The organism is Actinomyces johnsonii (genome assembly GCF_006546835.1).
In the GTDB taxonomy this organism is placed as follows: Bacteria; Actinomycetota; Actinomycetes; order Actinomycetales; family Actinomycetaceae; genus Actinomyces; species Actinomyces johnsonii.
Genome location: NZ_VICB01000004.1, coordinates 311,551 through 336,331 on the forward strand (window position 1 = coordinate 311,551; position 24,781 = coordinate 336,331).

The window sequence follows — 24,781 nt, forward strand, 5'->3', positions numbered from 1 at the left end:
CGCCCCATGACCGGCCACGCACCGTCACGTTCCTGTTCCCCTCAGTCCCCCCAGCGACTGGTCCTGCTCGGATCCACCGGTTCGATCGGCACCCAGACCCTTGAGGTCCTCGCCCGCTTAGGTCAGGCTGCCCCTCGGGTGGCCGCCCTCGCCGCCAGCGGGTCCCGCCTGGAACTGCTTGCCCGGCAGGCTGTCGCCTGGGACGTCCCCGTCCTGGCCGTCACCGGCGGGGGAGAGGACCTCGCCGGCCGGCTGCGCGATGCCCTGGTGGCCGCGGCCACGGCGGCCGGCCGTCCCGACCCTGTCACCACGATTCTCTTCGGTCCCGATGCCGCAACCACGGCAGTCGAGGCCGCAGGGCTCGGGCCCGATGACACGGTGGTCAACGGCATCACGGGCTCCGTGGGACTGCTGCCTACACTGGCTGCCCTGCGCAGCGGCGCCCGCCTGGCCCTGGCCAACAAGGAGTCCCTCGTCGTCGGGGGCGCTCTGGTCCGCCAGTCGCTGACCCGGCCAGGCCAGGTCGTCCCCGTGGACTCCGAGCACTCCGCCATCGCCCAGGCCCTCGCCAGTGGCCGCCACGAGAAGGGTCTGACCAGTGCGGTCATCAGCGGACGCAGCGAGGTGAGACGGCTAGTCCTGACCGCCTCAGGCGGCCCCTTCCGCGGCAGGAGTCGCGCGGAGCTCACCGGGATCAGCGCTGCCGCCGCCCTCAACCACCCCACCTGGGACATGGGTCCGGTGGTGACCATCAACTCCTCGACCCTCATTAACAAGGGACTCGAGCTCATCGAGGCCCACCTCCTGTTCGACGTGCCGCCCGAGCAGATCGACGTCGTCGTCCACCCCCAGTCCGTCATCCACTCCATGGTGGAGTTCACCGACGGCGCCACCATCGCCCAGGCCTCCCCGCCCGACATGCGCCTGCCCATCGCCCTGGGACTGACCTGGCCCCGTCGCCCCGACCTGTCCGGCCTAGTGGCGCCCAACGACTGGCGCGAGCCGATCAGCTGGACCTTCGAGCCGCTGGACTCCGAGGCTTTCCCCGCCGTCGACCTGGCCCGCGCCGCCGTGGCGGCCTCACCCACCCACCCGGCTGTCCTCAATGCCGCCAACGAGCAGGCCGTCGCCGCCTTCCTGGGCGGCGGGATCGAGTGGCTCGACATCGTCGAGATCGACGCCACCGTCCTGAGTGAGCACGAGGGCCTCGCCTCCCCGAGCCTGGACGACGTCCTGGCGGTGGAGACCTGGGCGCGCACCCGCGCCGACGAGCTCATCGCGGCACGAAACGGAGGAATTCATTCGTGAGCACCACCCTGGCCTACATCCTGGGCATCGTTATCCTCATCATCGGGATCGGTATCTCGGTGGCCCTCCACGAGCTCGGGCACATGATCCCGGCCAAGAAGTTCGGTGTGAAGGTCCCGGAGTACTTCATCGGCTTCGGACCGAGGATCTGGTCGGTCAAGCGTGGTGAGACCGAGTACGGAGTCAAGGCCGTCTGGCTGGGCGGCTACGTCAAGCTCGTTGGCATGCTGCCGCCGGCCAAACCCGGAAAGCCGGACCGGCGCCGCAAGGACGGCAGCCTGGGCATGGTGGGTGAGGCGCGTGCCGAGGCCCTCGAGGAGATCCGGCCCGGCGAGGAGCACCGCGCCTTCTACACCCTGAGCGTCCCCAAGAAGCTCATCGTCATGGCCGGGGGGATCCTCACCAACCTGGTCCTGGGAATCCTACTTCTGGCGATCGCCATCGGCGCGGTCGGTGTCCCCGGGCGCACGACCACGCTGTCGAAGGTGGAGCCCTGCGTCTCATCCAACGTTGATGCGAATGCTCCCTGCCAGGACTCCGACCCGGCTGGTCCCGCCGCCGCCGCCGGAATCAAGGTAGGCGACCGGGTCGTCTCCTGGGGCGGGGTGGAGGTCTCCACTTGGGGAGAACTTCAGGCCCGGATCGCTGCCGGAGGAACCAACCCCACCCAGGTCGTCATCGAGCGCGATGGCGCCAGGCGCACTGTGAGCGTCACCCCGGTCGAGGCTCAGCGTGTCGTCCTCGACTCGCAGGGTGCCCCGGTCAAGGACGCCTCCGGCGCTTTGCGCACCCGGGCACGCCCCTATGTCGGCGTCTCTCCTGCCCTGGGAACCATTCCGCAGAGCCCGGCTAAGATACCAGGCTTCATCGGACAGGCCATCGGCGGCACGGTCAAGGCCATCGCCACCCTCCCGGTGGGGCTCTACCACGCCGTCCAGGCCGGACTGGGCATGGAGCAGCGCAGCGCCGACAGCGGCGTCGTCGGCCTGGTGGGCATGGGGCGCATGGCCGGGCAAGCCACCAGTGGCGGTGCGACCGGAGGCGGGGAGGTTCCGCTGTCCATGAGGTTCAGCACGATGCTCATGCTGCTGGGCAGCCTCAACCTGGCACTGTTCGCCTTCAACCTGGTACCCCTACTGCCCCTCGACGGCGGTCACGTGGCCGGAGCCTGTTGGGAGGGCATCCGGCGCATGATCGCCAAGGCGCAGGGGAAGCCCGATCCGGGACCGGTGGACACGGCCAAGATGATCCCGGCGGGCCAGGTCGTCTTCGGCCTGCTCATCGTCATGGCCCTGGTCCTGGTATGGGTGGATATCGCCGCCCCGCTGTGAGCCCCATGATGACAGGGTGCTCCCACATCGGCGGGAGCGATGCCACACGCCTGCGGTACAGGGCCGGGCTGGGCGGGTGACATACTGGTCGGGTGACTGAAGCGATCGCTCTTGGCATCCCCACGATGCGTGCCCAGGCCCCGGTTCTGGCGCAGCGCCGACCAACCCGCAAGATCAGGGTCGGCAGCCTCAACGTCGGTGGAGACGCCCCCATCACGGTGCAGTCGATGACCACCACCAAGACCCACGACATCGGCGCCACACTCCAACAGATCGCCGAGCTGACGGCCGCGGGCTGCGACATCGTCCGCGTGGCCTGCCCTACTGACAAAGACGCCGAGGCGCTGCCGATCATCGCCAAGCAGTCACGCATTCCCGTCATTGCGGACATCCACTTCAACCCCAAGTACGTCTTCGCCGCCATTGAAGCAGGCTGCGGCGCCGTGCGCGTCAATCCCGGCAACATCCGCAAGTTCGACGACCAGGTCGCCGACATCTGCAAGGCCGCCTCCGACGCCGGCGTCTCCCTGCGCATCGGCGTCAACGCCGGAAGCCTCGACAAGCGCCTGCTCAAGAAATATGGCAAGGCAACCCCCGAGGCCCTCGTGGAGTCCGCCACCTGGGAGGCCGGTCTGTTCGAGGAGAACGACTTCCACGACTTCAAGATATCCGTCAAGCACCACGACGTCGTCACCATGGTGCAGGCCTACCGGCTCCTGTCCGAAGCCGGCCGCTGGCCCCTCCACCTGGGCGTGACCGAGGCGGGCCCCGCATTCCAGGGCACTATCAAGTCCTGCGCCGCCTTCGGCACCCTGCTCGCCGAGGGGATCGGCGACACCATCCGCGTCTCCCTGTCCGCGCCGCCGGTCGAGGAGGTCAAGGTAGGGACCAAGCTCTTGGAGTTCATGGGCCTGCGAGAGCGCCAGCTCGAGATCGTCTCCTGCCCCTCCTGCGGCCGTGCGCAGGTGGACGTGTGGACCTTGGCCGAGGAGGTCGAGGCCGGGCTCAAGAAGGTCACCGCGCCGCTGCGCGTGGCCGTCATGGGATGCGTCGTCAACGGTCCCGGTGAGGCCCGCGAGGCGGACCTGGGCTGCGCCTCGGGCAACGGCAAGGGGCAGATCTTCGTGCGCGGTCAGGTCGTCGAGACCGTCCCCGAGGACCAGGTCGTCGAAACCCTTCTCAAGCACGCAGAGGCCCTAGCAGCCGGGATGGCCGAGGAACTCGGGGAGGAGGCCCTGGCCGGAACCACCCCCATGGTCTCCGCCGTCGGCTGAGGGCCGGCGGGGGCGGGGCCGTCGGGTGCCCGCCTGGGCCTTAAGGGTATGAGCTTCCTGCGACACCGCGATCACGGGCGCGCCCAGCACGGCGCCGACGGTCTGACACCGGTTCCCTCCGACCAGGTGGCAGGCGTCATGTCGCTGTGCTCTCTCGACCCGGTCGGCGCCGTGAGCCTGGTCCAGCAGATGCAGCGATGGCCCAGATGGGGGCGCGGTGATGTCGTCGCCGTGGGGGGCCTGGCTCGTCCCGTCGCGGCCGCCTGGTCAGTTGGCTCCCTCATGCTCTTCGGTCTGGCCGGTCGCCCCGAGCACGGCCTGCGAGCAGCGGACGTCGGCGAGATCCGGGCGCTCGCCGAGCACGCCGGGCCCCGCCTATCGAGGCGCGGGTCCGTTTCGGGACCGGCCCGGGACGTCGCCGCCGTATGGGGCGGACTCAGCGAGCAGGGAACGCGCGCCCGCCATGAGCGCTGGCGACAGCCGGTCCTCGCCGCCCCGCGTGCGGGCGGAGGCGTGACGAGTACGCACGTGCGCCGTCGCCCCTCACTGACCTGGGTGAGCCGGTCGGTCCGCCCCGCCCGACCGGACGAGGCGGGGCTGGTGCTGCCGGCCTCGGTGGACATGTTCAGCGGTGAGCTCGGCTACGACCCCACTGCTGACGGGCCCGGATACGGTCGCCACGTCAACTGGCTTATCGAGCAGGGGCGCAGCTACATCGTTCTCGACGACGGCGCGGGTCGGCCGGTCCGGCCCGGCTCACCCCGGGCAGTGGCCTTCAAGGCCGACGTCGGAGCCCTGTGGCGCTCCCCGGCCGGCGGCGTCGCCCAGTTGACCGGCGTGTGGACGCGCCCCGACCTGCGTGGACAAGGTGTGGGGGCGATCGCCCTGGCCGGTGTGGTGGACGCCGTACGCCGTGACCATGTCGGGGCCGACGGCGTCGTGAGCCTCTACGTCAATGACTACAACACCCCAGCCCTGGCGCTCTACCGCTCCTTGGGGTTCGAACAGGTGGGCCTGTTCGCCACCGTGCTGCTGTAAGACGGAAAGTCGAGACGATGCCGTTTCGTTACAGAGTGCCTGCAAAGTCATGGTGAACAACATATGGAGCGCCTCAGTCGACTCGTCTACGATCACCGACCGTGCGCAATACGGTCGAAGCCGACTCCGGGAGCACGGAGCGTCAGAATAATATCGAGGTCTGGAATGACCTCGTTTCACCTGCAGACCTGCTCATCTGTCTCCTGATATCGGTGATATGCATCGTCGCAGCGGTACTTTTCTCCTCCTTTTTCGGAGGGAAGCCGCTGTTCTGGGGACTGGGAGCATCCACTGCAGGTTTTATCGCCTGCTGCTTCCTCGTGAGCCCCAAGCGAGAGGTCGTCATTGTCGATGAGCCGAGCGCCGGCGCGAGTGAAGGCGGAGATCAGTGACTGTGAGCCTTCTTCTCATGATGGTGGCCGCCATTCTGGCGGCCGTGGTCCTCTATACCTTCATCGGTTTCATCCCTGGTACCGACGAGACGGGGGTGCTCGCACCCGTCACCCTTGCGATCATCCTCGCGGGAGCGCCGCCGCACGTGGTACTCGCTTTCTTTGTCTCCGCTGTTGTCACGCTCAATCTCATGAATGGAATCCCGACGGCGCTGGTCGGTCTTCCTGGCGGAGTGATGTCCGCTCCGCTCATGGATCATGCCATGGTGCTGCGCGACAAGGGTCTGGCTTCGGACACGATCCGGAAGATGGCCGTGGGCTCGGCCATCGGAACCCTCATTTCCATTCCCCTGAGCTTCCTCCTTGCTAGTCTGCTGCTGCCCATGGCCGACTGGATCAAGTCCAACTCCGATATCGTTCTGGCTGCCGGTGCCGTGGTTCTGGCCCTGCTCGGGAAGAACCGTATTCTCTCCCTGGTGGCGATTCTTCCTATGGCGCTGCTGTTCCAGGCGCTTCCGGCGCTTTATCGGGGCGCGGGTATTATCCCGGAGAAGGCCAGTGTCAACACCTCCTTCTTCCTCGGGATCACCGTGGGTCCCATGCTCCTGACCCTCCTTGAGCTCCTCAACGCTAAGCGCCGGGAGGCGCTGCCGCACGGCAGCCGCACCAAGGCGGAGCTGCTGCGCTCCGGATTCGGCCGGCAGGCGCTGTGGCCGGGCCGCCTCATCACGAGGTCCGAGGGCTGGTGGAGCGCCGCAATGGCCGCCGCGTCCACCCCGCTGTTCATCCTCAGCCCGGTGGGCCTGACTTTCCTGTTGGGGGAGGCCTCCGTGGCCCGTCAGAACGAGGACCGAGTACCTCGCGCACAGCGTGCGGTGACGGTCATGAGCGCCCTGACTCACTCGACCTACCTGGCCGGTGTCATCATCCCGCTGGTAGCGCTCGGGGTCCCGATCTCCGGGGTCTCCGCCGGCCCCGCCGGGCCACTTTTCAATGCCGGGTCGGTCTACACCAAGCAGCACAATCTGCATCACCTACTGGATCTGCCCTGGTTCATCATTACCGTGTCCCTCGGCGCCCTCGTCGCGGTCGCGATCACGTACATCATCGCCGTGCGCTGGTCCTCGCAGATCACCTACTTCGTCATGCGTCGCATCCCCCACGAGGCGGTGCTGGCGCTGTTCGTCGCCTTCGTCGTCCTGCTGGCCTACATCGACGCCGACCAGAAGGCGGGCCTGGCTAACGTCTTCGGGGTCCTGCTCGTCGGGATCGCATGCGGGTCGTTCAACCGCCTGGGCGTCTCCTACGGAGTGCAGTTCATGTCCCTCTATGCCGCCCCCGGCATCGTCAAGGCGCTGGCCGCTCTGGCCTGAGGACTTCTAACGGGAGGCGGCGGAGGCCGGGGACGAGCCTCCGCCGCACGTCTGTTGTGGTGTATCGCGTAAGGCTCGGCTGCCGAGCCCTGGCCGGCGGCGCCGGCCTCGAGAGTGCTCGAGACATCGGTGGTGGGGAGATCATCGGGTCCCGATATCTGCACCATATCAATCGATCGAAACATTATGAGGAGGGGTCGATCCCCCTTGACGAGTCCGCCCGTGGGCGGTTAATGCTCGCGGCGGTGCGCGAGCCCGCCCAGGTCGACGCCGAGCGCACGCGCCTGCTCGGCGGTGCGCCCAGTGACCAGCACGTCGGTACGGCGCAGCTGCGACACATCGGGAGCCCCCAGCAGGGTCATCAGCGTGCGCACGTGCTCACTCCAGGTATGCAGCTCTTGCCGCAGCGCCTCGGGGCCCTCTTTGACCAGGGTTCGCAGGAAGTGCCCGGAGGCCCCGACGGCGCACGCCCCCAGGGCCAGCGACCGCACGACGTCGAGCGGGTTGCGCACACCCCCCGAGGCCAGTACCGGCAGGTCGACCGGGTCGTCGACCGCCAGCGACTCCAACAGGCACAGCGCCGTCGGCTGCCCCCAGCCAACCAGGTAGGACAGGTCGCGCCGCGGGCGGCGCTCGTTCTCGATGGCGATGAAGTCCGTGCCGCCCGACCCGGCCACGTCGACGGCCGCGACGCCAGTGTGAGCCAGTGCCTCGATGGTCCGGCGCGAGAGCCCGAAGCCCACCTCCTTGACAACTACCGGGACGGTCATGGCCGCGGCAATGGCGGAGATCGCCTCGCTCCAACCGGTGAAGTCGCGGTCGCCCTCGGGCATGACCATCTCCTGGGCCGCATTGAGGTGGATCTGCAGGGCGTCGGCCTGAAGCATCTCCACGGCCCGCATCGCCTCCTCGGGGCCGACCGTCGGACCGACGTTGGCCAGAACGAAGGCACCCGGAGCCCGACGACGGATGACACTGAAGCCGTCGACCCGCTCGGGATCGTGCAGGGCGACGTGCTGGGAGCCGCAGGCGATCGCAACACCGGCATCGGCAGCCGCCTCGGCCAGGTCGGAGTTGATCGCCGCCGTCGCCCGCGTACCACCGGTCATGGCGTTGATGTAGAAAGGGACTTCCCAGCGGGAGCCCAGGACGGTGGTGCCGATGTCGACCTGCTCGGCGCTGATGCCCGGCAGGCCGTGGTGGATGAAGGAGACGTCGTCGAAGGCACCCGTACGATCCTGACCGTGCAGGCGAATCGCCAAGTCCAAATGCTCGTCCTTGCGGGAGGCCCGTTGCGAGGCGGTGGGCTCATGACTCATGAGGCGACCTTAACGGGGGAGTCAGTGGGAGAATCGGCGGGGGAGTCGGCGGACGGGCCCCGGCTGTGGACCGATAGTTCCAGTGGTCGGACACCGGCCGCCTCCCAGGCGGTGCGCATGGCGGCAATATTCGTGGCCGGTGGGCACAGGGCGATCCCGCAGTCCCCGCCGCCGGCCCCCGAGCTCTTGGCGGCGGCCCCGTGCCCGCGAGCGATCTCGACCAGGCGCGTCAGCTCGGCAGTCTCAATGACCCGGCCGCTAATTCGGCTGAGCCCGGCCAGAAGAATCCGATTCTGCTCGATGCCGGCCATGACCTGGCGAGCGTCGTCGTCCTCGATGGCGGCGATTAAGGAAGCCAGGCAGTCCTGACTGTCTTGCAAGAAGGCGGCGTAGGAGCCGCCGGAGTCCTGGGAGCCCGTCTGGACGCCGGCGACCAGGGCGGGCGTGGAGGCCGGAGCCCCGGTCCACCCCACCTGAAGCCGTAAGGAGGGAGGCGTCAAGCGGCGGATGCTCAGGCCGGGCCAGTCGGCTTTCACCAGGCCGCTCACGCAGCCGCCGGCCCCCGCCCGCTGCCGGGCCTGGCGCAGCCACGAGCGGTCGGGTGAGGTGTAGGCCACCCAGCCGGTCACGGCGCTGGCAGCGATGTCGCCCCCCGAGCCGATCGGCTCGATCGCATCACTGGCCAGCATCGCCAGCTTGTACACGCTCAGGTCGTCGAGGCCCAGCCCGTAGAGTCCCGCAACGGCTCGCACCGTCGCCACGGTCACCGCCGAGGACGAGCCCAGGCCCAGCTTGCGCCCGCTGGCGTCGTCCAGCTCGCTGGAGATGTCCAGGTCGAAGGCCCGCAGCCGGTTGCCGCCCTGGGCCACCAGCGCCTCGACGACGCGGATCGCCGAGATCACGTAGTCGTCATCCTCTCCGACCGCCTCGGCTAGGCCGTCCTGCGGGCGACGGCGCCAGGGTCGGGAGCCGGTGGCGTACAGCACCGAGCGGATCGTTCCCGCACGCTCGTCGGCGGGGGAGCAGGTCGAGGCGCGAGGCGTGAGACGGATCGTGATGAATCGGTCGACGGCGACCAGGACCGCTCGGTGACCGGGTTCGACGACGGCGTACTCACCGGCGATGTAGAGCTTGCCCGGCGCCCTGCACACCACGCCGTCGGCGTCCGGGGTCATGGGCCGTCCTCGATGCGCGCCCCACCGCCGGGGCGCCTCACCGAGACGGCGGCTGCGGGAAGCCGGTCCCGCAGCGCGGCGGCGACCTCCTCGGCGCGGGCGCCCTCGGTGAGGACCTTGACGTTGGGGCCGGCGTCGATCGTCGCCCAGGCGGGCAGGCCCTCCTGGCGCATGGCGCGGATCCCGTGCAGCGCCGCAACGGTCTGCGGCAGCCAGTAGATGATGCCCGGGCGGGCCGCCATCATCGTGGCGTGCATGCCCAGGGCGTTGCCCTCGACAACCTCCCCGAGCCGCTCCAGGTCGCCCGCCCGGACCGCCTCCAGAGCCACCTGAAGGTCCTTCCCACTGGCCTCGACCCAGGCGGGGAAAAGGGGGGAGGTACTCATCGTGGCCCGCATGCCCCGGGTCGAGCTGATGGACTTGTCACTCTTCGAGAGCACGACGACGACCATCGCCAGGTCCATCTCGCAGGCGACCGGCTCGGCGTAGGAGGAGGCGTCGTCGTGGCCCGCGTTCCACCGGACCAGCCCGCCGAAGATGGAGCGGGTCGCCGAGCCCGACCCGCGTCTGGCCAGCCGGGAAAGCTCCCGGTCGTCGAGGTCCATGCCCGCTGCGCGTGAGGCGGCCGCCGCAAGCGCCGCGAAACCCGCGGCCGAGCTCGCCAGTCCGGCCGCCAGGGGCACCGAGGCCCGGGAGGTGACGGTCGCCGCTGCCGTGATCCCCGAACGGGAACGCACCAGGTCGAGGAAACGGCTCACCCGCGCCAGCTCCGCGCCGCTGGAGGAGGAGCCGTTGATCGTCACCGAATCCGCGGCGCCGTCCCCACCGTCGAAGGAGACCGTTGTCGTCGTCCGGGTGCCTCCGAGGGTAAGGGACAGGCTCGAGGTGGCCGGAATGGCCTGCACCTCGTCGACTTTTCCCCAGTACTTGATGAGTGCGATGTTGGTGTTCGCGCTGGCCGTCGCAGTCGGGATTGCGGCAGGGGAGGATCCGGCGGCGGCTTCAGGGGGTACGGCGCTCACTCGTTCACCTCGCTGATACGCATCCGGTAGTTCCAAGTTGCCGGCGCCCCCGCCCGTTCCAGAGCGGCGCGCACCCGGCGCGCGGCCGGCTCGCCGGTCACCAGGGCGATGACGCAGCCGCCGAGCCCCCCGCCGGTGAGCTTGGCGCCCAGTGCCCCGGCGGCGCGGGCGGCCTCGGCGAGATCATCGAGGACCGGCAGGCTCAGGCTGAGCTCGGCCAGGACCGTGTGCGCCTCATCCATGGCGGCTCCGAGGGCGGGGGCGTCGGCCTGGTCCAGCGCCGTGATCGCGTTCTGGGTGAGTGCCCCCAGGCGGTTGATGCGCGGACCGATGTTGTCCGGATCGTTCTCGTAGCGCTGGCGCAGCCCGCCGACGGCCTCCCGGGTGGAGCCGTGGACGCCGGAGTCGGCGATGATCAGGGAGGCGTTGCCCATGCGCTGGCTCAGGGGGCGCATCTGCCCGCCCTGGAACCGGATGGGGCACGGGGAGCAGGTGGCGGCGGCGTCGAGCCCGGAGGGCTTGCCGTGCGCGATCTGCTCGGCCATCTGCGTCAGTGCGAACAGCTCATCGGCGTCGGCCCGGCGTCCGCAGGAGTCCAGGACAGCGCGAATGATCGCCCCGGCCGCTGCAGCCGATGAGCCGAGCCCGCGCTCGTGGGGGAAGTCGCTCACGGTGGTGATCTCGAAGGCCTGGTCCAGGCACCCGGAGAACTCACGGGCCACCTCGAAGGCCCGGGCCACACTGGCGAACCGGGCCCCGGACCGTTCCAGGGCTCCCGAGTAGTCCAGGCTGCGCAACATGGAGGGGCCCGGAACCGGGCTCGCCGTGGCTCGCATCCGCAGGTCCTGCAACGGTACGGCGACGGCGGGGTGCCCGTAGACCACCGAGTGCTCGCCCAGGAGAATGGCCTTAGCCCACGTCTGGCCGTGTCCCTCACGGATGGAGGAGTGCCTGTCCATATGCTTCCTTGCCTGTGGCCCGCACACGGGGGAGCGCGTGGAGCGGGTCGAGTTCAGGGATGAGAGGGCCGATGAACCCTCGATGGGATCGAGCGTATCGGGCGCTTCTCCGGGGTCGCAAGTCCCACCTGACCAGCCAGGGGAAGGTTCTGGAGCCCCGTGGGCGCCAGCGGGGGGTGCCGCCCCGTTTCCGTGATTTCGCGCAGCCCGGCGGGCTCCATTGGGGCGGCGGCGCCGGAGCCCGTAGGATCGCCCCGTGCTGCACAGACTCTCCACCTCCTTCATCCGAACCCTGCGCGAGGACCCGGCCGACGCCGAGGTCGCCAGCCACCGGCTGCTCGTGCGCGCCTGCTACATCCGCCGGGCCGCCCCCGGCGTGTACACCTGGTTGCCGCTGGGCCTGAGGACGCTGCGCAAGATCGAGGACATCGTGCGCCAGGGGATGGACGCCATGGGCGGCCAGGAGGTCCACTTCCCGGCCCTTCTGCCCGCTGAGCCCTACCAGGCCACCGGGCGCTGGGACGACTACGGTCCCACCCTGTTCAAGCTCCACGACCGCAAGGACGGGGACTACCTGCTGGCCCCTACCCACGAGGAGATGTTCACCCTCGCGGTCAAGGACCTCTACTCCTCCTACAAGGATCTGCCGGCCATCGTCTACCAGATCCAGACCAAGTACCGCGACGAGGCCCGCCCCCGCGCCGGCATCATCCGCGGCCGCGAGTTCGTCATGAAGGACTCCTACTCCTTCGATATCGACGACGCCGGCCTGGCTGCCGCCTACCAGGCCCACCGCGACGCCTACGAGCGGATCTTCGCCCGCCTGGGTCTGGACTACGTCATCGTCAACGCCATGGCCGGCGCCATGGGCGGCTCGCACTCCGAGGAGTTCCTCTACCCCTGTGAGATCGGCGAGGACACCTTCGTGCGCTCCTCAGGCGGCTACGCGGCCAACGCCGAGGCCGTCACCACCGTGGTCCCCGATGCGGTGGACGCCTCCGGCATCGGCCCGGCCCGCGTCGTCGACACCCCCGACACGCCCACCATCGACTCGCTGGTGGACCTGTGCAACAAGGCCTACCCGCGTTCAGACGGACGGGCCTGGACGGCCGCCGACACGCTCAAGAACGTCGTCGTCACGCTCATCCACCCCGGGGGGGATCGCGAGCTGCTGGTCGTCGGTGTGCCCGGGGACCGCGACGTCGACATGAAGCGTCTGGAGGCCGCCGTCGCCCCTGCCGAGGTCGAGATGGCCGGCGACACCGACTTCGAGACCCACCCCGAGCTCGTGCGCGGCTACATCGGCCCCACCGCCATCGGCCCCAACTCGCCGCTGCGCCGCGTCGAGAGGCTCGACGACGGAACCGAGGTCCTCACCGGCTCTGTGCGCTACCTGGTCGACCCCAGGATCGTGGAGGGGACCAGCTGGGTCACCGGCGCCAACACCGACAAGAAGCACGTCCTCGACCTGGTCATGGGGCGCGACTTCACCGCCGACGGCACCATCGAGGCTGCCGAGGTCCGCGAGGGCGACCCTGCCCCCGATGGCTCCGGCCCCCTCCACCTGGCCCGCGGCATCGAGATCGGACACATCTTCGAGCTGGGACGCAAGTACTCCCAGGCCCTGGGGCTGACCGTCCTGGATGAGAACGGCAAGGCCCGCGTGGTCACCATGGGCTCCTACGGCATCGGCGTCAGCCGCGTCATGGCGGCTCTGGCCGAGGCCAACCACGATGAGAAGGGTCTGACCTGGCCCGTCCAGATCGCCCCCTACCACGTGCAGGTCTTGGCCACCGGCAAGGACCAGGCCGTCTTCGACGTCGCCGAGCGGATCGCCTCGGCCCTGGACTCCGACGGCGTCGAGGTCCTCTACGACGACCGCCGCAAGGTCTCCGCCGGGGTGAAATTCGCCGACGCCGAGCTCCTCGGCCTGCCCTACACGGTCGTCGTCGGTCGGGACCTGTCCAGGGAGGGGACCGTGGAAATCCGCGACCGCCGCACCGGTGAGCGACGCTCCGTGCCCGCCGATGCCGCCGCGACCGAGCTCAGCGCCACGGTCCGCACCGCCCTGGAGGCCGCCCGACACTGAACGGCACGGGGACGCTCAGTCCTCCAGCCAGCGTTTGGTGCGGCGCAGACCGACTCGTCCAGCGGGGCCGCCGAGGCCGCGGCAGGACATGAGTGCTGCTGTGTCATCAGCGTCGGCAACCAGGTGAAGCCGGCACGGACCCACTCGTCTGGACCAGGAGTGAACGAAGGCCTCCATATCGGCTCGCGAACGGGCCAGGGCCGTTGGAACCGCAAGGTGAACACTGTCATCGTGGTTCCATGCCCCCAGCGTCAGCAGCTCTCCCAGGAGACGCCGCAGCCTGTTCAGAGGCCGTTCGGCCGTGCCCTGCGCCAGGGTTGCGGTAGCGACCTCGAGGATGAAACGAGGACGGCGCACCGGGGAGCTCAGGAGCTCCTTGAGGATATCGGCGAACTGAGCGCTCTGATGAGTCTCCACCCCGTCCAGGCCGATAAGCACGCTCGGACGCGATCCGCCGGGCGAATCGGTGGGACTCTCGCGAACCACGAGGTTGGGGCGGGGCCCGTCAGCGGGATCTCCACCTGCGGCAAGGTCGTATCGCGAGAGGACAACATCGAGAACGGCGCGAGCAGCAGCGCTCCAGAAGGCCGCGGGCGATCCCCGGCTCAGCAGGGCCGGTGCACTTGTGATCTCGACCGCCTCTAGTGCGCGGCCACGGCCGCGTCGCGACACCCGGTGTGCTGTGGGTGCTTGAGCGAGCCATCGCCGCGACTCGACCTGGCGGTCGAGGCTGGCCAGGGTGGCGGAGTTGAGGGCGTCGATATCCTCTGGGGCGGCGCCGTCATCCAGTTCCTCGAGAAGGCGGCGCTGGACCGGTGACAGCATGGCATCGAGCCCCGTCTCGACGACAGGCGCGCCAATAGGTCCGTTGGAGACCGCGGCCGGGTCGCTCGTCGGGTCATCGATCTGCACCAGTGACCATAGGTGCTCGGCCTTGCGACGCAGTCGGTTCAGGTCCGGGTCAGAGCGCAGGCGGGGATGACCTGGCAGGAGGCAGGTAACGGACCAGTTGTGAGCGACCTTGTCGACCCAGTCAGGGTCCAAACGCATTGTGGACCGCGTAGCTGCTGCGTTGAGGCCGAGGTCGTCGCCGCCGTGAGATCGATGAGTGTATTGACTGCCGGGCAGTCCCAGCCTTCGCCGAGCAGGCCACGAGTGCCCACCACGAGCCGTATCCGTCCGGTCGCGACCAGCTTACTGACGGCCAGGACGAGTCCGGCGCTGCCAACCCCCTGCCCGGTGACCGAAAGCATCCAGCCGTCATCGGTGGCTGGGAGCGCGAGACCGGTGCTCCGACGTAGTTGATCCAGCAGCGAGGTCTCCCCGCTGGCAAGGCTCAGGCGGGAGCTGGTCAGTAGCACCGGGTGCAATGAGCGCAGGCGCGCATCACTGAGCAGCATGCTCATACACCGTACTGCGCCTCCCGCAGAATTGGGGCGCGAGGAGGCGACCGGGAGGTCGAGCGCCCGATGGGGAGCGGATCGCTCGGCCGCATCCGTGACGACGACGGCCCGCAAGCGCTCACCGATGGAGTCGAGTTCGTGGCGCAGAATGTCGATAACCGCCGTGTCCTTGGCTCTCGAGGCGGCCGTGATGACGTCTACCGGGGAGCGTCCCATTCGGATCCCGGAGTCGGTCAGGTGCAGGCCGAAGCCTTTCAGCAGCTCCCGGGCGGACTCCCAGTCCCGTCGACGCTCCGGCGTCGTCAAGAGCCGGTCGAGAGCGTATTGGCTCAGGAGCCTGAGTTCATCGTCAAGGTCGAGCGGCTCGAGCTCGGGCAGGAAGGGGACGACCCGGACGCTCAAAGACGTGGCCCGGTAACTGCCTGTCCTGCGCAGCAGTGCACTTGCGGAGGCGGCCAGCACAGGGTCGGCGTCGAAACCCGCCACGATCCGATGTATCAGTTTGGTCTCATCAGGTGGTTCTCGTGGTCCTACCGGTGCCGAGTCCGGGCCGTCACTCTCTCCCCCGAGGCTAACGGGGAGCTCCGACTCTCTCAGGGCATCAGATGCAGCGGCCTGAGAAGGAGGGGCGACGACATGGAGCAGGTAGTCGATGCCATCGGAGCTCAGCAGCAGTTCAGCAACACGGTGACGGAGCTCCCGACCGGCGGTGACCAGGAACTGCGTCTCCTCCGGGGAGGGCAGCGTGAACCAGGCCAGTTGACGACAAGGGGCAAGGTGACCGGCGCGGATGACGGCCGGAACTGGAACCTCGGCGTCGACGTCGCCCAGGAGCGCACGGTATCGGCGGGTGGATCGGTCCTCGCCCGAAGGCTCGGTAGCGGTGAGGCCAATGAGCGTGGGCGCCAGTCCCGCCTTCCTCAGACGCCGCGTGAGGAAGTGGACGACGACAGCCCAGTGCGCCCGCAGATGGTGGCACTCGTCGAGGATCACGGTAGCGATACCGGCCTCTACCAGTGCATCTATGCGCGCCCGAGCGTTAAGTGACAGAAGCGAGGCAATGGCTGCGTCGTCTAGCTGGTCGATCCGGCGTCGGATGGCGGCAGCGCGCGAACGGATGCCGCGTGCGTAGGTCGTGGGGTTCTGGGCTTCGAGGCGCGTCAGCCAGGTTCGCGCGCTCGCGGGGCTCTTGCCGTCGGCGGTGAGCTCGCTCACCCACCGGGAGCGGGCGGCTTCGTTCCATGGGGTCGCGTCGTCGACGACGGACAGGGACTGATAGGTCAGGACCGTGAGGTCAAGAAGTTCGCGATCCTGGTTCTCAGGAGCGTTGGGCGTTTGATGGCCGCCGGTCAAGGACTCGTCCTCGTTCCGTGCGAAGAACTCACTCGCCTGCTGACTCCACTGTGCCCGGATCACGGTTGTGGGCGTCAGGACGAGCGCTCTGCGACCGTTGCGTACGGCCAGTTCCAATCCCATGAGGGTCTTACCTGCTCCCGGCGGTGCAAGCAGGTGAAGCGTGGAGCCGTCGTCAGGGTGAAGCCGGTCAAGGAGGTTCTGCTGGTAGTCGCGTAACGGCACTCGACGTGTCCACCGTCGCAGCGGGCGCTGCGCGTTGACGGGATCAGGAGTGCGCATCGCCACTCACCTCGGGGCCGCGTCGCTCTGGATATCGGTCAGAAGCTTCTCGGTCTCCTGCTGCTCGACGACGTGCTCGTGGGCCGGGTTGAAGACGTTGTCGATGGGACCCAGGACGGCGCCACGCGGGTCGGGCTTGCGATGTCGCCAGTAGATCCAGCCGCGGCGCTCCATCCACAAGAAGAGCTGGTCCACGGCCACCAGGACGGTCATGAGAACCAGACCCGCTACGAGGAGACGCATGTCAAGCGGCGTATCCGGGCAGGGAGGAGAAGTCCGCGCCCCAGGCGGTGGCGCGGCGGGCGGCGTCGACCGCACCGGTGACGGCCGCCTCGCGGGCCGGCGTGGATGCCTTGGCCGAACCTGCCTCCTGTACCTCCGCCGATACGACGGCGGACCACACCTGTCGGGCCCAGGAGACCTCCGCGCTCACGCTGGGATCAGAGGACTCGCTCGGGGCGGCGTAGGCGCCCAGCCGGGTATCCTCGCTGCCTGCGGCTACGGCGGCATTGACGACGGAGGTCGCCGCTTTGGCGTCGTTGACCGCCTGGGTGTGCTGAGGATCGTTACTGCGCGCCGCGATCTCCTCCATGGCGTAGCGCGCCGCGTCATAGGAGGTCAGCAGACCGGCGCTGATCTTGCTGCCCTGAGCCACGTCCACGCGCGGTGAGTCCGCCGAACCCACTGGGACGATGAGATCGTGCTGAAGGGTCCAGGCCACCGTCAGCGCGGTGAAGAGTCGGGCGTCCTGCTCCGAGGCCGCGCCGATCGCCGCTCTGCGCGCCATCGTCGAGCCGTCGCCCAGGGCGGTGGCCAGGTCCTCGGCGGTGGCGTCGGCCGGGGCTGAGGGTACCGGGGCCACAGTGGGGTAGGAGGACGGCACCTGCGAGGCCCACGGCTCCCACACCCCACCCAGGGTCTCGAGCTGGGCGTCAGCGGTCTGCTTGACACCCTCGGCCAGGGCCGCCGTGGTGGCATCCGCGCCGCCGGCCGCGACCGCCCCGGCGGTGGAGGAGATGAGCGCCGCCTGCCTGGCCAGGCCATCACGAGCGGCCTCCGCCGGAGAGGCGGTCGGCAGAGACGCCGGTGAGCCCTTGCCCAGGCGGAGCCCGCAGCCGCCCAGTGCGGCCGTGGCGGTTCCTAGAGCGAGGATCGCGGTGCGGCGCGTCATGCGACGGCCCGCGGCGCCGATGCCGGAGCCGGGAAGGGGCCTGTCATCGATCGACGCCCGGGGGTCGTTCGTCTGGGCGGGGCGGGGAGCGCGACGAGTGTTCACTCGGGAATCCTCCCACAGCCGGCGGGTAGCATGATCCCGACCCTCGACCACGTCGACCATGTTCGCCTGAGCTGTCCGCCCGGGCCTACAGGGGAGGAAGAACGACTATGGCAGCCCACGACCCGCTCAAGGGGGCTAATGCATTGGCCCGTAGCCTGACCGGACTGCTCGCTCCCGTCGTCGCCGACGCCGGGCTCTACCTCGAGGGCGTGGAGACCACCCGGGCGGGCAAGTACTCGGTCGTGCGCGTCTTCGTGGACCTGGCCGATGGCCCGGGCGACCTCGACCTCGACGCCCTGGGGCCGGTGACCGCGGCCGTCTCACAGGCCTTGGACGAGGCCGACCCCGTCAAGGGTCAGTACACCCTCGAGGTCTCCACGCCCGGAGCCGAACGTGAGCTGACCACCTTGCGCCACTTCAGACGTGCCGTTGGTCATAGCGCCAGGGTGCGCACGGCCGACGAGGAGCTCACCGGCGTCATCACTGCGGCTGATGCCGAAGGCGACGTCAACGGGGGAGACGGAGGCGACCTGGTTGGCATTGAGATCGACGGCGTCGAGCGGCGCATCGCCCTGGGGGACATCACCGAGGCGCAGATGGTGGTTGCCGGGCTTGACAACCGGGCAACAGGCCGAGGCTTATAAGATACCTTCGGCGGATAGCGTCCAGGAATAATGTATGACTGGATAACTGATAGGTTGACGGACCGGTCCGAAAAGATGTGATGGACCGTACGGCCCGTCACGGGCTACCGTCGACGGGGAGCCCAGCGCACACCCGCCCAGCGGACCAGAGAGGACCCAAGCACCCATGGACATCAATATGCCGGAGCTGCGAGGCGCTGCCGACGAGCTGGGCATTGACCTGGACAACCTGCTGCCCGCTATTGAGGACGCCATCCTGGGCGCCTACTCCAAGGTCCCTGGCGCCATCCGGGGTGCCCACGTCGAGATCGATCGCCGCACCGGGCACATGAGTGTGCTGGCTCCGGAGGTCGACGAGGACGACCAGCCCACGGGGGAGTACTTCGACGACACCCCCGACGACTTCGGCCGCATCGCCCAGGCGACCGCCCGCAGCGTCATCGTCCAGCGCATCCAGGACCGCCGCGACTTCGAGGTCCTGGGCGCCTTCAAGGACAAGACCGGCGAACTGATCTCCGGCACCGTGGAACAGGGGCGTGACCCCCGCATCGTCTATGTGCGCCTGGACGAGGAGCACGAGGGCATCATGCCGCCCCACGAGCAGGTCCCCGGTGAGCGCTATCGACACGGCGACCGCGTGCGCGCCTATGTCACCGACGTCTCCCGCGGCACCCGCGGTGCCCAGATTATCCTCTCGCGAACCCACCCCGGCCTGGTGCGCAAGCTCTTCGAGCGCGAGGTCCCCGAGATCTCCTCCGGCGACGTCGAGATCGTCTCCGTCGCCCGCGAGGCCGGGCACCGTACCAAGATGGCTGTGCGCTCCAAGGTCCGCGGCGTCAACGCCAAGGGCGCCTGCATCGGCCCTATGGGCCAGCGGGTGCGCGCGGTCATGACCGAGCTCGGTGGTGAGAAGATCGACATCGTGGACTACTCCGAGGACCCGGCGCGGTTCATCGCCAACGCCCTGTCACCGGCCCGCGTGGCCGCGGTGGGCGTCATCGACGCCGAGGAGCGCACCGCTCGCGCCATCGTCCCCGACTTCCAGCTCTCCTTGGCCATCGGCAAGGAGGGGCAGAACGCCCGCCTGGCCGCCCGCCTGACCGGTTGGAAGATCGACATCCACGCCGATGCGGAGTCTGGCGAGGTTACTCCGGGGCAGGGCTCGCAGTCCGACGACGTGACAGGTGCCTCAGGGCTGGACGACTGAACCGCCCTGCGCGGGGATGTAGACTTTCCGGCGGACCTTTGCGGGTCCCGCCCTGGGATTTCCCGGCGGCGGTGCCCGCGTTAGCGGATGCAACGCAGCGGAAGGACACCGACGGACGGTGGCGACCACCTCTCATGTGCCCGAGCGCACCTGCATCGGCTGCCGGCAAAGGGCCCCGCGGGCGCAGCTGCTGCGCCTCGTACTGACATCGGGCGGTGAGCTCGACGTCGATGCCCGTGCCGTCAGACCCGGGCGCGGCGCCTGGATCCACCCGGATCCGGAGTGCCTCACCCTCGCTGAGCGACGACGCGCCGCTCCACGCGCCCTGCGCACCTGCGGACCACTGGACGTGGCCCAGGTCCGCGGGTTCCTGGAACGGGGTCTGGTCAACGACGGCGAGGTCCCCGCTGCCCGACCGGGTGAGCGGACCACCGATAGCGAAGGCGGGTAGGAAGCCGATGGGCACCCGATGAGTACCCAGCGATGAGCTGCCTCTAGAAGCACCCACCCCTGTCCGGGGTGGGAAACCGGACAGGAGAAAAGTGGCTAAACCACGCGTTCATGAGCTCGCCAAGGAGCTCGACCCTACTGGCAAGAAGGTCACCTCGAAGGTGATCCTGGCCTGGCTCAAGGACCAGGGAGAGTTCGTCAAGGCGGCCTCCTCCGCGGTCGAGCCCCCCGTCGCTCGCCGGGTTCGCGAGCACTTTGCCGCCCAGGTGCAGGAGGCGCCGGCGGACACTCGGACCGACAAGCCGACCAAGACCGCCTCCGAGGCTCCCAAGCCCTCCAAAGGCGCCCCCAAGCCCGGAGCGGCTCAGGCCGGCAAGCCGGGGCCCGCCATCCCCAAGCCGGGTGCCGGCGCTCCCAAGCCCGGAGCGACCGCCCCCAAGTCCACAGCCTCGGCTCCCAAGCCCGGCAGCGGCGGCAAGCCCGCACCCGGGGCCGCCAGGCCGGCGCCTCAGGAGAGTGTCCCAACCTCGAGAGACGTCCCCCAAGCCCCCAAGCCCAGTGGTACGCCCGGGCCGGCAGCAGCCTCTTCCGGCGCCCCGACGCCCGGGCCTCGCCGCAACGCCCCGACGCCGGGACCGCGCCCCGGTGCACCGCGCCCGGGGAACAACCCCTTCGCCACCTCCCAGGGCATGCCCCGTCAGGGAGGCCGCGGTGGTCAGCGCTCGGGTCAGCCGCGTTCGGGCGCGCCGCGCCCGGGGAACAACCCCTTCGCCACCTCCCAGGGCATGCCCCGCCCCGGCGGCTCCGGTGGCCCTCGCCCCCAGGGCGGGCCACGTCCCGGTGGTCCCCGTCCCCAGGGCGGTGCCCGGCCTCAGACGGCAGGACGCTCCGGTGCCCCGCGTCCGGGCGCTCCCCGTCCCAACCCGGGTATGATGCCCGGTCAGTCCTCCATCGGCCGTCCCGGCGCTCCGGCGCGCGGAGGCGCAGGCGGCGGGGGACGCGGCTCGCGCTCCGGCGGTAGCGGCAGGCCCGGTGGTGGCGGCGGTGGCCGTCCCGGCGGCTTCGGCGGGCCTCGCGGTGGCCGCGGTGGCCGCGGTTCCACCCAGGGGGCCTTCGGACGCGGCGGCGGTGCTCCGCGGGGACGCAAGTCCAAGCGGGCAAAGCGCCAGGAATTCGAGCAACAGAGCGCGCCGTCGATCGGCGGCGTCGTCGTTCCCCGTGGTGACGGCTCCACTCCGGTGCGTGTGCGCCAGGGGGCGACGCTGACGGACCTGGCCGAGAAGATCAACGCCAACCCCGCAGCCCTAGTGACCGTCCTGTTCCACCTCGGTGAAATGGCCACGGCCACCCAGTCCCTCGACGAGGACACCTTCGCCCTCCTGGGCGCCGAGCTGGGCTACAACGTCCAGATCGTCTCTCCCGAGGACGAGGACCGCGAGCTGCTGGAGTCCTTCGATATCGACCTCGAGCCCGACGAGGACGACGCCAACCTCGTCCCACGGCCCCCGGTGGTGACGGTCATGGGTCACGTCGACCACGGTAAAACCAAGCTGCTGGACGCGATCCGCTCCACCGACGTCGTCGCCGGCGAGGCCGGGGGCATCACCCAGTCCATCGGCGCCTATCAGGTGCGCGTCAACCTGAACGACGAGAAGCGTCCGATCACCTTCATCGACACCCCCGGTCACGAGGCCTTCACGGCCATGCGCGCCCGCGGTGCCGAGGTGACCGACATCGCCATCCTCGTCGTGGCCGCCGACGACGGCGTCATGCCCCAGACCGTCGAGGCCCTCAACCACGCCCAGGCGGCCAACGTGCCGATCGTCGTGGCGGTCAACAAGATCGACAAGGAGGGCGCCAACCCGGACAAAATCCGCGGACAGCTCACCGAGTACGGCCTGGTTCCCGAAGAGTATGGCGGCGACACCATGTTTGTGGACATCTCCGCCAAGCAGCGACTCCACATCGACGAGCTCCTCGAGGCGGTCCTGCTCACCGCGGACGCCGCCCTGGATCTGCGGGCCAACCCGGACATCGATGCCCGCGGCGTCACTATCGAGGCCAAGCTCGACAAGGGCCGCGGTGCCGTGAGCACCATCCTGGTCGAGCGCGGCACGCTGCGGGTCGGGGACCCGATCGTGGCCGGAAGCGCTTATGGGCGCGTGCGCGCCATGTTCAACGAGCACGGGGAGAACCTCACCGAGGCCGGACCCGCCCGTCCGGCCCTGGTCCTGGGGCTCACGAACGTGCCCAGCGCCGGCGACTCCTTCATCGTCGCCCCCGACGACCGCACGGCCCGACAGATCGCCGACAAGCGTGAGGCAGCCGAGCGCGCCGCTCTGTTGGCCAAGCGTCGCAAGCGCGTGTCCCTGGAGAACCTCACCGACGTTCTCAAGGAGGGCAAGGTCGACACCCTCAACCTCATCCTCAAGGGCGACAGCTCGGGTGCGGTCGAGGCCCTGGAGGACTCCCTGCTCAAGATCGACGTCGGCGATGAGGTCGCCCTGCGCGTCATCCACCGCGGTGTCGGGGCCATCACGCAGAACGACGTCAACCTGGCCACCGTGGACTCCGCCGTCATCATCGGCTTCAACGTCCGGCCCGCCGAGCGCGTCTCGGAGATCGCCGACCGCGAGGGCGTCGATATGAAGTTCTACTCGGTCATCTACAACGCGATCGAGGACGTCGAGGCGGCCATGAAGGGCATGCTCAAGCCCATCTACGAGGAAGTCGACCTCGGCGCCGCCGAGATCAGGCAGATCTTCCGCTCCTCGAAGTTCGGCTCCATCGCCGGCTCTATCGTCCGATCGGGCATCATCAAGCGCGGCGCCAAGGCCCGTCTGGTGCGCGACGGCGTCGTCATTAACGGCGATCTGTCCATCGAGACGCTGCGCCGCGAGAAGGACGACGTCACCGAGGTCCGCGAGGGCTACGAGTGCGGTATCAACCTGGGCTTCAAGGACATCACCGAGGGCGATGTCATCGAGACCTGGGAGACGCGCGAGAAGCCGCGCGACTGAGTACTGCCGCGTCAAGCAACGTGCGGACGGCCACCCGCCTCGGGGTGGCCGTCCGCCGTCATGTGGGGCCCCTGAATCGATCAGGTGTTGTGAGATCGTCAGATGCGCGCGTTGACGTCCTGGTAGCCGGAGTCCTCGCGGGTCCCGCCCATGCCGTCACCGACCTCGCTGTAGTGACGGATCAACGTCACTGACCGGACCCACTTGATCATCTTGTATCCGTGGCTCGTTTCGCAGCGCAGGCGCAGCGGGGCGCCGAACATACCTGAGAGCGGCTCGTCATTGCGGGCCCAGGCCAGGATCGTGTCATCCTCAAGGGCCATGTCCAGAGAGAGGCACGTGTAGTACGGCTCGACCGGGCGCCCGTCGTGCATGTGCTGGGCCATGCCGAAGGACTCGAACATCACCCATCCGGCCTCGGGGTCGACCTGGCCGACCTGCTCGAGCAGATCCCGTACCCGGATCCCCGTCCACTTGGCGATACCCGTCCAGCCCTGCATGCAGGTGTGCATGGTGATTTGGGACTGGCTGGCGATCGCCTTGAGCTCATCGAGGGAGAAGGACGCCGGCGCCGAGACCATGCCCCCCACCTCGAGTCGGAAGTCCGCGAAGTTGTTCGCAGCCAGCTCCTGGTACTCCGGGGACTCCTCCCGTGAAGGGGTGCGGGTGTTGACCCAGTGGAACTTGGAGATGTCCTTCTCCGTCCACGGCCTCTTGGCCGCCTGCTGCGAGTTGAAGCGATCCACCGTGATGCGGCGGATCCCCCGCGTGGCGTCCCACAGGATCCGCTGGCTGCGGCGCGTGTCCGTCAACGTCCAGTAGGACATGACGATCCACAGTGCCACAACGACGATGATCGTCGCGATCACGGTGACGTAGGCCTGACCCACACGGCTGGGGTCGTAGTAGCCGAAGACGATGTGGGTGAGGTTGTGGGGAGCATGCACGATGAACACCAGGCCCACATGGACAATGGCGAAGCCCAGGTAGGTGAACATGCCGATCAGGTGCAAGGAACGGGCGGCCTGGCGGCCACCGAACATCTTGGCGTACCAGGGGAAGCGCCCGACGACGGCCGGAGACATGACCGGTCCCGTCACGATCATCAGTGGGGCGGCGATGAAGACGATGAAGAAGTACCCCAGCTGCTGAAGGCTATCGTAGGGGGTGAAGTCGCACAGGGACGGGGTGCGCAGGTGCGCGTAGGTCAGTAATGAGTTCCAGGCGTCAGGCAGGATCCGCCAGGTGGTCGGAACTAGACGCTGCCACGCCCCGGTGCCCACGAGGAAGGCGACATACACGATGCCGTTGAGCAGCCAGAAGCTCGTGGCTACTCCGTGCCAGGCACGTCCTAACCCGATCTTGGCTCGGCCGGGCAGGGAGATGAGTGGGGAGAGGTCGCGCTGATCGTCCCGAGCGGTGAAGGCGCCCTCCTCGAGGGGCACCTTGTCCTTGGTGAACCGGATCCACTCGGATCCGGGCTCGCACTGGTCCTTGAAGTAGAAGCGCGGATGTGAGGCGATGATCTCGATACCGGAGCGGATGAGGACGCCCATGAGGAGAAAGTTGATGAAGTGGGTGACGCGCAGCCACAGCGGAAAGGTCTCAGTGTCGACGCACTGCTGGGCGACATCGTTGGCGGTCTGTACGGCTAGGGGCAAAAAGGACATCATCGTGCCTTACGAACGGGATGGAACACTTGCCGTGTGAATAATTGTACTGTCGATCCTCGGTTCTATACAGGACTTTGCGACAGTAGATCGGGATTAACTCTTCGGCGTGAGAGTTTGTATTAAGGGTGCCTTACCTAAATAGCGAAGTGAATTGTTGTTAAAATAGCCAACGACCCGCTTGTTGACCGATTCT

The 24,781-nt window shown here is 68.6% G+C and carries 18 protein-coding genes and 1 pseudogene; 11 read left to right on the top strand and 8 right to left on the bottom strand.

The window, feature by feature from the left end:
• Positions 1–6 precede the first annotated feature (6 nt).
• The 6 genes from dxr to FK256_RS04135 all read left to right on the top strand — a co-directional run bounded on the left by dxr (position 7) and on the right by FK256_RS04135 (position 6,716).
• Positions 7–1,308, top strand: coding sequence for a 1-deoxy-D-xylulose-5-phosphate reductoisomerase (gene dxr, locus FK256_RS04110; RefSeq protein WP_141423809.1), 1,302 nt, complete (start codon positions 7–9; stop codon positions 1,306–1,308).
• A complete protein-coding gene (locus FK256_RS04115) occupies positions 1,305–2,639 on the top strand; it encodes a M50 family metallopeptidase (protein WP_141423810.1) in 1,335 nt (444 codons plus the stop codon). Before dxr ends, FK256_RS04115 begins: the two co-directional genes overlap by 4 nt.
• Before the next feature lie 92 nt (positions 2,640–2,731).
• Positions 2,732–3,913, top strand: coding sequence for a flavodoxin-dependent (E)-4-hydroxy-3-methylbut-2-enyl-diphosphate synthase (gene ispG / locus FK256_RS04120; protein ID WP_021606238.1), 1,182 nt, complete (start codon positions 2,732–2,734; stop codon positions 3,911–3,913).
• 48 nt (positions 3,914–3,961) lie between these two features.
• Complete coding sequence (locus FK256_RS04125; protein WP_141423811.1) at positions 3,962–4,951, top strand: GNAT family N-acetyltransferase; 990 nt, start codon at positions 3,962–3,964, stop codon at positions 4,949–4,951.
• 101 nt (positions 4,952–5,052) lie between these two features.
• Positions 5,053–5,343: a hypothetical protein gene (locus tag FK256_RS04130; protein WP_021606240.1), complete on the top strand. Its 291-nt coding sequence runs from the start codon at positions 5,053–5,055 to the stop codon at positions 5,341–5,343.
• Positions 5,340–6,716 (top strand): tripartite tricarboxylate transporter permease, encoded by a 1,377-nt coding sequence (locus FK256_RS04135; protein ID WP_141423812.1) that lies wholly within the window; start codon positions 5,340–5,342, stop codon positions 6,714–6,716. The genes FK256_RS04130 and FK256_RS04135 overlap by 4 nt, the downstream gene beginning before the upstream one ends.
• A 230-nt stretch (positions 6,717–6,946) precedes the next feature.
• Here the strand turns inward: FK256_RS04135 and fni are convergent, their stop codons facing one another.
• The 4 genes from fni to mvk are packed head-to-tail and all read right to left on the bottom strand — an operon-like array spanning position 6,947 to position 11,191.
• Entirely contained in the window at positions 6,947–8,035 is a 1,089-nt protein-coding gene (gene fni, locus FK256_RS04140) for a type 2 isopentenyl-diphosphate Delta-isomerase (protein ID WP_021606242.1), read from the bottom strand.
• The gene (locus tag FK256_RS04145; protein ID WP_141423813.1) at positions 8,032–9,210 is read right to left on the bottom strand and encodes a phosphomevalonate kinase; all 1,179 of its coding nucleotides are present in this window, start codon (positions 9,208–9,210) and stop codon (positions 8,032–8,034) included. Before FK256_RS04145 ends, fni begins: the two co-directional genes overlap by 4 nt.
• Positions 9,207–10,232, bottom strand: a complete 1,026-nt coding sequence (mvaD, locus tag FK256_RS04150) for a diphosphomevalonate decarboxylase (protein WP_141423814.1) — start codon at positions 10,230–10,232, stop codon at positions 9,207–9,209. The genes FK256_RS04145 and mvaD overlap by 4 nt, the downstream gene beginning before the upstream one ends.
• Complete coding sequence (mvk, locus tag FK256_RS04155; RefSeq protein WP_141423815.1) at positions 10,229–11,191, bottom strand: mevalonate kinase; 963 nt, start codon at positions 11,189–11,191, stop codon at positions 10,229–10,231. The genes mvaD and mvk overlap by 4 nt, the downstream gene beginning before the upstream one ends.
• 256 nt (positions 11,192–11,447) lie before the next feature.
• On the opposite strand from mvk, the gene FK256_RS04160 reads away from it, so the two are divergent.
• A complete protein-coding gene (locus FK256_RS04160) occupies positions 11,448–13,280 on the top strand; it encodes a proline--tRNA ligase (protein WP_141423816.1) in 1,833 nt (610 codons plus the stop codon).
• Between the two features lie 15 nt (positions 13,281–13,295).
• Here FK256_RS04160 and FK256_RS04165 read toward each other — a convergent pair.
• The 3 genes and pseudogenes from FK256_RS04165 to FK256_RS04175 all read right to left on the bottom strand — a co-directional run bounded on the left by FK256_RS04165 (position 13,296) and on the right by FK256_RS04175 (position 17,489).
• A pseudogene (locus FK256_RS04165) lies at positions 13,296–16,318 on the bottom strand (DEAD/DEAH box helicase family protein).
• Between the two features lie 6 nt (positions 16,319–16,324).
• Positions 16,325–16,561, bottom strand: a complete 237-nt coding sequence (locus FK256_RS04170) for a hypothetical protein (RefSeq protein WP_141423817.1) — start codon at positions 16,559–16,561, stop codon at positions 16,325–16,327.
• A 1-nt stretch (position 16,562) separates the two neighbouring features.
• On the bottom strand, positions 16,563–17,489 hold the full coding sequence (locus FK256_RS04175) for a Tat pathway signal protein (RefSeq protein WP_141423903.1): 927 nt from the start codon (positions 17,487–17,489) through the stop codon (positions 16,563–16,565).
• 212 nt (positions 17,490–17,701) lie between these two features.
• Here FK256_RS04175 and FK256_RS04180 point away from each other — a divergent pair, with 212 nt between their 5' ends.
• The 4 genes from FK256_RS04180 to infB all read left to right on the top strand — a co-directional run bounded on the left by FK256_RS04180 (position 17,702) and on the right by infB (position 22,915).
• Complete coding sequence (locus FK256_RS04180) at positions 17,702–18,238, top strand: ribosome maturation factor RimP (RefSeq protein WP_141423818.1); 537 nt, start codon at positions 17,702–17,704, stop codon at positions 18,236–18,238.
• A gap of 166 nt (positions 18,239–18,404) precedes the next feature.
• Positions 18,405–19,445 carry a transcription termination factor NusA gene (gene nusA / locus FK256_RS04185; RefSeq protein ID WP_021607354.1) on the top strand — a complete coding sequence of 347 codons (1,041 nt, stop codon included), beginning with the start codon at positions 18,405–18,407 and terminating at the stop codon, positions 19,443–19,445.
• Positions 19,446–19,563: 118 nt separating this feature from the next.
• Positions 19,564–19,896: a YlxR family protein gene (locus tag FK256_RS04190; RefSeq protein WP_141423819.1), complete on the top strand. Its 333-nt coding sequence runs from the start codon at positions 19,564–19,566 to the stop codon at positions 19,894–19,896.
• A 91-nt stretch (positions 19,897–19,987) separates the two neighbouring features.
• Positions 19,988–22,915, top strand: a complete 2,928-nt coding sequence (gene infB, locus FK256_RS04195; protein WP_141423820.1) for a translation initiation factor IF-2 — start codon at positions 19,988–19,990, stop codon at positions 22,913–22,915.
• Positions 22,916–23,013: 98 nt separating this feature from the next.
• On the opposite strand, the gene FK256_RS04200 is transcribed toward infB, so the two are convergent.
• Positions 23,014–24,585 (bottom strand): molybdopterin-dependent oxidoreductase, encoded by a 1,572-nt coding sequence (locus FK256_RS04200; protein WP_141423904.1) that lies wholly within the window; start codon positions 24,583–24,585, stop codon positions 23,014–23,016.
• Between the last annotated feature and the right edge of the window lie 196 nt (positions 24,586–24,781).